At 69.1% G+C, this 2,853-nt stretch carries 4 protein-coding genes; all 4 read left to right on the top strand.

The features are described from left to right. Positions 1–213, top strand: a 213-nt coding sequence (locus G6018_RS15225; protein WP_182640069.1) for a TilS substrate-binding domain-containing protein, incomplete at its 5' end; no start/stop codon positions are given. Continuing rightward, entirely contained in the window at positions 214–771 is a 558-nt protein-coding gene (hpt, locus tag G6018_RS15220; protein ID WP_182610652.1) for a hypoxanthine phosphoribosyltransferase, read from the top strand. It begins immediately after the preceding gene. Positions 772–839: 68 nt separating this feature from the next. Continuing rightward, the gene (locus G6018_RS15215; RefSeq protein WP_179524469.1) at positions 840–2,390 is read left to right on the top strand and encodes an acyl-CoA synthetase; all 1,551 of its coding nucleotides are present in this window, start codon (positions 840–842) and stop codon (positions 2,388–2,390) included. 7 nt (positions 2,391–2,397) lie between these two features. Then, positions 2,398–2,853 (top strand): sigma-70 family RNA polymerase sigma factor (locus G6018_RS15210; protein WP_182640068.1); only part of this gene is annotated, 456 nt, incomplete at its 3' end.

The raw sequence follows: 2,853 nt of genomic DNA, 5'->3' as shown, positions 1-2,853 counted from the left end.
CTGCTGGCCCACGGCTGCCCCTCGCCCACGTACGCGCACCTGTCATCGGTGGCCGCCCTCGTCACGGACTGGCACGGGCAGGGGGGAGTGGCGGTGGGGGGCACGGGCCCGGACGGGTCGGGTGTGTCGGCGGGCCGGGGCAGGTTGGTCGCTCGGCGACGGCATGGAAAGGTGGTCCTCGAGATCGACCGGGCGAGTGGAGCGGGGACGTAGATGAGCACGGACAAGTACGCCGACGAGATCGAGTCGGTGCTCATCGACACCGATGTGATCCGCGACCGGATCGCCGAGATGGGCGCGACGATCGGGGAGCGCTACCGGGACTCCGAACAGGAGGTCGTGCTGGTCGCCGTGCTCAAGGGCGCGGCGATCTTCGTCTCCGACTTCGCCCGGGCGCTGACCATCCCCTCCGAGCTGGAGTTCATGGCGGTCAGTTCCTACGGCTCCTCCACCAGTTCCTCGGGAGTGGTGCGGATCCTCAAGGACCTCGACCGTGACATCGCGGACCGCGACGTGATCATCGTGGAGGACATCATCGACTCGGGCCTGACCCTGTCGTGGCTGATGCGCAACCTCCGCACCCGCAATCCGCGCTCGCTGGAGATCGTCACCCTGCTGCGCAAGCCCGACGCGGTCAAGGCGGACCTGGACATCCTCGAGATCGGGTTCGACATCCCCAACGAGTTCGTGGTGGGGTACGGCCTGGACTTCGCCGAGCGGTACCGCGACCTGCCGTACATCGGCCGGCTGCACCCTCGCATGTACTCCTGACCGACGCTGTTGGACACATGTCTGGCAATTTCGTGATCCAGGTCACGCGAGGCGGTTAGCCTGGCGACATGTTCCCGGGAACCTTCGCCGCCACCACGCCCGACAAGCCCGCCGTGATCCGCCCCGCGACGGGCGAGCAGATCACCTACGCCGAGCTCGAGGCCAGGTCGGCCCAGCTCGCGCACGTCCTGACCGACGACTGGGGGCTGCGCCCCGGTGACACCATCGCCGTGGTCTCGGACAACACCCTCGAAATGGTCGAGATCTACTGGGGGGCGTTGCGGGTCGGGCTCTACATCGCCGCCATCAACCATCACCTGACGGCCGACGAGTCCTCCTACATCATCGGGGACTGCGGTGCCCGCGCCCTCTTCGTCTCCGCTCCCGTGGCCGACCACGTCGACCTGTCCCCGGACGCGCACCCCGACGTCGAGCACCGGGTGGTGTTCGGCGGGTCGCTCGACGGGTTCGCGGACTACCGAGAACTGCTGGCCGACAAGCCCACTGATCCGCCCGCCGACCAGCCCCGCGGCCACGACTTCCTCTACTCCTCCGGCACCACCGGACGGCCCAAGGGCGTGCGCGTGGACCCGCCGGAGGGGCAGATCGACGAGGTCCCCGACGTCTACACCCCGGTGTTCAGCTTCCTCTACGCGTTCGACGCCGACAGCGTGTACCTGTGCCCCGCGCCGCTGTACCACGCGGCCCCGCTGCGGTTCTGCGGCGTGGTCAACTCCGTCGGCGGGACCGTGATCCTCATGGACCGCTTCGACGCCGAGGAGTCACTGCGCCTCATCGAGGAGTACCGCGTGACCCACTCGCAGTGGGTGCCGACGATGTTCGTGCGCATGCTCAAGCTGCCGGAGGAGACGCGGATGCGTTACGACGTGTCCAGCATGACCCACGCGATCCACGCCGCCGCCCCGTGCCCGCCCGAGGTCAAGCGCCGGATGATCGAGTGGTGGGGCCCGGTGATCCACGAGTACTACTCGGCCACCGAGGGCATGGGGATCACGTTCATCAACTCGCAGGAGGCGCTCGAACGCCCCGGATCGGTGGGCCGCGACGGGCTCAAGGGCATCGCGCACATCTGCGACGAGGAGGGCCGCGAGCTGCCCATCGGCGAGATCGGCACCATCTATTGGCAGCAGGACGAGGGCACCTTCGCCTACCACGGCGATCCGGACAAGACCGCGTCCGTCTTCCACCCCGAGCACCCCAACTGGTCCACCTTCGGCGACGTGGGTTACCTGGACTCCGACCGCTTCCTCTACCTCACCGACCGCAAGGCGTTCACCATCATCTCCGGCGGCGTGAACATCTACCCGCAGGAGATCGAGAACGCACTCGCGCTGCACCCGGCGGTCGAGGACGTCGCGGTGATCGGGATCCCGGACGAGGAGATGGGGGAGAAGGTCCACGCCGTGGTGGTGCCCGCTCCCGACCGCGCCGACGACCCCGACCTGGGCGAGGAGATCCTCGGATCGCTCCGCGGCCACATCTCGGACTTCAAGATCCCGCGGGCGGTGGACTTCGTCGACGAGCTACCCCGCACGCCCACCGGGAAACTGGTCAAGCGCCGGATCCTCGACCGCTACACGAGCGGAACCGTCGCCTGAGGCGCCGATGGACCTGACCGGCGAGTTCGAACGCGAGCGACCGAGACTCACCCGGATCGCCGCGCGAGTCCTCGGTGATCCGGCCGAGGCCGAGGACGCGGTCCAACAGGCGTGGCTGCGGCTGGCGAGGACCGACGCCGCCGCCGTCGACAACCTGCAGGGATGGCTCACCACCGTGGTCACCAGAGTGTGTCTGGACCGTCTCAAGGCCGCGGTGCCGGTGCCCGTGCCCGGGGACGCGCCCGATCGTCCGGGTGCCGATCCCGACCCCGCCGAGGAGGTGGCCCTCGCCGAGTCGGTGGGGTCGGCGCTGCACCTGGTGCTCGACCGGCTGTCCCCCGCCGAGCGGGTGGCGTTGGTCCTCCACGACTCGTTCGCCGTCGACTTCGCCACCATCGCCGGGATCCTGGACTGCACCCCGGCCGCCGCCCGCAAGCACGCCTCCAGGGCCCGGTCCAAGGTG

The organism is Dietzia sp. DQ11-44, from assembly GCF_014145205.1.
GTDB classification, from domain to species: domain Bacteria; phylum Actinomycetota; class Actinomycetes; order Mycobacteriales; family Mycobacteriaceae; genus Dietzia; species Dietzia natronolimnaea.
This window is presented reverse-complemented; position numbering and strand designations above follow the sequence as displayed.